This is a genomic window from Salinibacterium sp. NK8237, from assembly GCF_015864955.1.
Classification (GTDB): Bacteria; Actinomycetota; Actinomycetes; order Actinomycetales; family Microbacteriaceae; genus Rhodoglobus.
Genome location: NZ_JADYWE010000005.1, coordinates 1 through 5,274, shown reverse-complemented (window position 1 = coordinate 5,274; position 5,274 = coordinate 1). Strand labels below are relative to the sequence as shown.

Annotated in this window: 2 rRNA genes; both read left to right on the top strand. The window is 52.9% G+C overall.

The annotated features are described in order from the left end of the window. The first annotated feature begins 165 nt into the window (after positions 1 to 165). Positions 166 to 1,690, top strand: a 16S ribosomal RNA gene (locus I6E56_RS14880). 512 nt (positions 1,691 to 2,202) lie between these two features. Further along, positions 2,203 to 5,274 (top strand): 23S ribosomal RNA (locus I6E56_RS14875); the annotation flags it as partial.

The following is a 5,274-nucleotide window of genomic DNA, read 5'->3' as shown; positions in this document are numbered from 1 at the left end:
GTTGTCGTTTATGCAGCGGATTCCTTTGGAAAAAGATATAAACAACAAAGCAAGTCAGTATTGATTTGTTCTGTCAGTTTCAAACTTGTTGCCTCGACACCCTATTCCGGGTGCGGGTGACGCAAGATGTGCATTGAGGAGCTTGCTTCTTGGTGCAATCAAACATTTATGGAGAGTTTGATCCTGGCTCAGGATGAACGCTGGCGGCGTGCTTAACACATGCAAGTCGAACGATGAAGCTGGAGCTTGCTCTGGTGGATTAGTGGCGAACGGGTGAGTAACACGTGAGTAACCTGCCCTTGACTCTGGAATAAGCGTTGGAAACGACGTCTAATACCGGATACGAGCTTCCGCCGCATGGTGAGGAGCTGGAAAGAATTTCGGTCAAGGATGGACTCGCGGCCTATCAGGTAGTTGGTGAGGTAATAGCTCACCAAGCCTACGACGGGTAGCCGGCCTGAGAGGGTGACCGGCCACACTGGAACTGAGACACGGTCCAGACTCCTACGGGAGGCAGCAGTGGGGAATATTGCACAATGGGCGCAAGCCTGATGCAGCAACGCCGCGTGAGGGACGACGGCCTTCGGGTTGTAAACCTCTTTTAGTAGGGAAGAAGCGAAAGTGACGGTACCTGCAGAAAAAGCACCGGCTAACTACGTGCCAGCAGCCGCGGTAATACGTAGGGTGCAAGCGTTATCCGGAATTATTGGGCGTAAAGAGCTCGTAGGCGGTTTGTCGCGTCTGCTGTGAAAACTGGGGGCTCAACCCCCAGCCTGCAGTGGGTACGGGCAGACTAGAGTGCGGTAGGGGAGATTGGAATTCCTGGTGTAGCGGTGGAATGCGCAGATATCAGGAGGAACACCAATGGCGAAGGCAGATCTCTGGGCCGTTACTGACGCTGAGGAGCGAAAGCATGGGGAGCGAACAGGATTAGATACCCTGGTAGTCCATGCCGTAAACGTTGGGAACTAGATGTAGGGGCCATTCCACGGTTTCTGTGTCGCAGCTAACGCATTAAGTTCCCCGCCTGGGGAGTACGGCCGCAAGGCTAAAACTCAAAGGAATTGACGGGGGCCCGCACAAGCGGCGGAGCATGCGGATTAATTCGATGCAACGCGAAGAACCTTACCAAGACTTGACATATACGAGAACGGGCTAGAAATAGTTCACTCTTTGGACACTCGTAAACAGGTGGTGCATGGTTGTCGTCAGCTCGTGTCGTGAGATGTTGGGTTAAGTCCCGCAACGAGCGCAACCCTCGTTCTTTGTTGCCAGCACGTAATGGTGGGAACTCAAAGGAGACTGCCGGGGTCAACTCGGAGGAAGGTGGGGATGACGTCAAATCATCATGCCCCTTATGTCTTGGGCTTCACGCATGCTACAATGGCCGATACAAAGGGCTGCAATACCGCGAGGTGGAGCGAATCCCAAAAAGTCGGTCTCAGTTCGGATTGAGGTCTGCAACTCGACCTCATGAAGTCGGAGTCGCTAGTAATCGCAGATCAGCAACGCTGCGGTGAATACGTTCCCGGGCCTTGTACACACCGCCCGTCAAGTCATGAAAGTCGGTAACACCCGAAGCCAGTGGCCTAACCCGCAAGGGGAGGAGCTGTCGAAGGTGGGATTGGTAATTAGGACTAAGTCGTAACAAGGTAGCCGTACCGGAAGGTGCGGCTGGATCACCTCCTTTCTAAGGAGCATGTGCAACTCGGTTTTCGTCTCTGCGGTATACACAGAGTCAAAGATTGCCGAATTTATGTTGCATAAGTCGTACCAGCCTGTTCGGGTTGGACGGCGCTCATGGGTGGAACATTGACATTGTGATCAGAGGAACTGTTGTTTCTTTAGTACGCCAGCTTTTGTTGGTTGGAACGAGGGGTTTCAGGGGTGCTGGTCTTTGCACGTTGTTGGGTCCTGAGGGACCGGCCACGGATCGTAAGATTTGTGTTCGTACCTTAGGACTGGAACACCCGTAAGGGTGTTTGGGTCTAACGGATCCTGGTACTGCTTCCCTTTGGGGTTGTGGTGGAGGATACCGCCCGTATTTTGAGAACTACACAGTGGACGCGAGCATCTTAGATTCGACCGAAAGGTCGGATCACAAGAAATAAACGATGACCCTCACAGCTTTGGTTGTGGGGAATAATTCATTGGTCAATCTCAACACTTTTAGTGTTGCGATCGATTCTTATACTCATGTGATATCAATTTTCTAAGGGCAAACGGTGGATGCCTTGGCATCTGGAGCCGAAGAAGGACGTATAAATCTGCGATAAGCCTCGGGGAGCTGATAATAGAGCTTTGATCCGAGGATTTCCGAATGGGGAAACCCCGCTGGGCGTTGCAAGACGACTCAGTGACTCCCGCCTGAATATATAGGGCGGGTAGAGGGAACGTGGGGAAGTGAAACATCTCAGTACCCACAGGAAGAGAAAACAACCGTGATTCCGTTAGTAGTGGCGAGCGAAACCGGAAGAGGCCAAACCGATCATGTGTGATAGCCGGCAGGCGTTGCATGGTCGGGGTAGTGGGACTTTTCAGCTGTTACTGCCGTACAGCAAGGATTACAAAGTGATATAGACGAATGGGATTGAAAGCCCAGCCATAGACGGTGCCAGCCCGGTAGTCGAAATGTTGCAATGGTCCGAAGAGTATCCCAAGTAGCACGGGGCCCGAGAAATCCCGTGTGAATCTGTCAGGACCACCTGATAAGCCTAAATACTTCCAGATGACCGATAGCGGACAAGTACCGTGAGGGAAAGGTGAAAAGTACCCCGGGAGGGGAGTGAAATAGTACCTGAAACCGTTTGCTTACAAACCGTTGGAGCAGCCTTAGTAGCTGTGACAGCGTGCCTTTTGAAGAATGAGCCTGCGAGTTAGTGATCAGTGGCGAGGTTAACCCGTGTGGGGCAGCCGTAGCGAAAGCGAGTCTTAATAGGGCGTTTTAGTCGCTGGTTCTAGACCCGAAGCGAAGTGATCTATCCATGGCCAGGTTGAAGCGTGTGTAAGAGCACGTGGAGGACCGAACCCACTTAGGTTGAAAACTGAGGGGATGAGCTGTGGATAGGGGTGAAAGGCCAATCAAACTTCGTGATAGCTGGTTCTCTCCGAAATGCATTTAGGTGCAGCGTTGCGTGTTTCTTGCCGGAGGTAGAGCTACTGGATAGCTGATGGGCCCTAAAAGGTTACTGACGTTAGCCAAACTCCGAATGCCGGTAAGTGAGAGCGCAGCAGTGAGACGGTGGGGGATAAGCTTCATCGTCGAGAGGGTAACAGCCCAGACTACCAACTAAGGTCCCCAAGCGTGTGCTAAGTGGGAAAGGATGTGGAGTTGCATAGACAACCAGGAGGTTGGCTTAGAAGCAGCCACCCTTGAAAGAGTGCGTAATAGCTCACTGGTCAAGTGATTCCGCGCCGACAATGTAACGGGGCTCAAGCACACCACCGAAGTTGTAGATTTCGTATTATAGGTAAGCCTTCGTGGTTCAGCCGTACGGAGTGGTAGGAGAGCGTCGTGTGGGCAGTGAAGCGGCGGTGTAAACCAGCCGTGGAGCCTACACGAGTGAGAATGCAGGCATGAGTAGCGAAAGACGGGCGAGAAACCCGTCCTCCGAATGATCAAGGGTTCCAGGGCCAGGCTAATCCGCCCTGGGTAAGTCGGGACCTAAGGCGAGGCCGACAGGCGTAGTCGATGGACAACGGGTTGATATTCCCGTACTGACGAAGAACCGCCCAAACCAATCCAGTAATGCTAAGTATCTGAATCCCCTAGACCAATCCCTTCGGGGTGAGGCGTGGGGCCTAGCGTACGACCCTATTCTGGTGCGGTTAGCGTATTAACAGGTGTGACGCAGGAAGGTAGCTGAGCCGGGCGATGGTTGTCCCGGTCTAAGAATGTAGGCCGAGAGATAGGCAAATCCGTCTCTCATTACGGCTGAGACTCGATGGGTAGTCCTCACGGACGAAATCAGTGATCCTATGCTGCCAAGAAAAGCATCGACGCGAGGTTCAAGTTACCCGTACCCCAAACCGACTCAGGTGATCAGGTAGAGAATACTAAGGAGATCGAGAGAATCGTGGTTAAGGAACTCGGCAAAATGCCCCCGTAACTTCGGGATAAGGGGGGCCTAAGGCGTGAACGGATTTACTCCGGGAGCGCTGCAGGGCCGCAGAGACCAGTGGGAAGCGACTGTTTACTAAAAACACAGGTCCGTGCTAAGTCGCAAGACGATGTATACGGACTGACGCCTGCCCGGTGCTGGAAGGTTAAGAGGAACGGTTAGCCGTAAGGCGAAGCTGTGAATTTAAGCCCCAGTAAACGGCGGTGGTAACTATAACCATCCTAAGGTAGCGAAATTCCTTGTCGGGTAAGTTCCGACCTGCACGAATGGCGTAACGACTTCCCAGCTGTCTCAACCGCGAACTCGGCGAAATTGCACTACGAGTAAAGATGCTCGTTACGCGCAGAAGGACGGAAAGACCCCGTGACCTTTACTATAGCTTTGTATTGGTGTTCGGTGTGGCCTGTGTAGGATAGGTGGGAGACTGTGAAGCTTGGACGCTAGTTCAGGTGGAGTCATTGTTGAAATACCACTCTGGTCATATTGGATATCTAACTTCGAACCGTAATCCGGTTCAGGGACAGTGCATGGTGGGTAGTTTAACTGGGGCGGTTGCCTCCCAAAAAGTAACGGAGGCGCCCAAAGGTTCCCTCAACCTGGTTGGTAATCAGGTGTCGAGTGTAAGTGCACAAGGGAGCTTGACTGTGAGACTGACAAGTCGAGCAGGGACGAAAGTCGGGACTAGTGATCCGGCAGTGGCTTGTGGAAGCGCTGTCGCTCAACGGATAAAAGGTACCTCGGGGATAACAGGCTGATCTTGCCCAAGAGTCCATATCGACGGCATGGTTTGGCACCTCGATGTCGGCTCGTCGCATCCTGGGGCTGGAGTAGGTCCCAAGGGTTGGGCTGTTCGCCCATTAAAGCGGTACGCGAGCTGGGTTTAGAACGTCGTGAGACAGTTCGGTCCCTATCCTCTGCGCGCGCAGGAAATTTGAGAAGATCTATCCCTAGTACGAGAGGACCGGGATGGACGAACCTCTGGTGTGTCAGTTGTTCCGCCAGGAGCACCGCTGATTAGCTACGTTCGGAATGGATAACCGCTGAAAGCATCTAAGCGGGAAGCCAGCTTCGAGATGAGATTTCCATGGCTTAGGCCGAGAGACTCGCAGCTAGACTACTGCGTTGATAGGCTGGATGTGGAAGCAGGGACTAA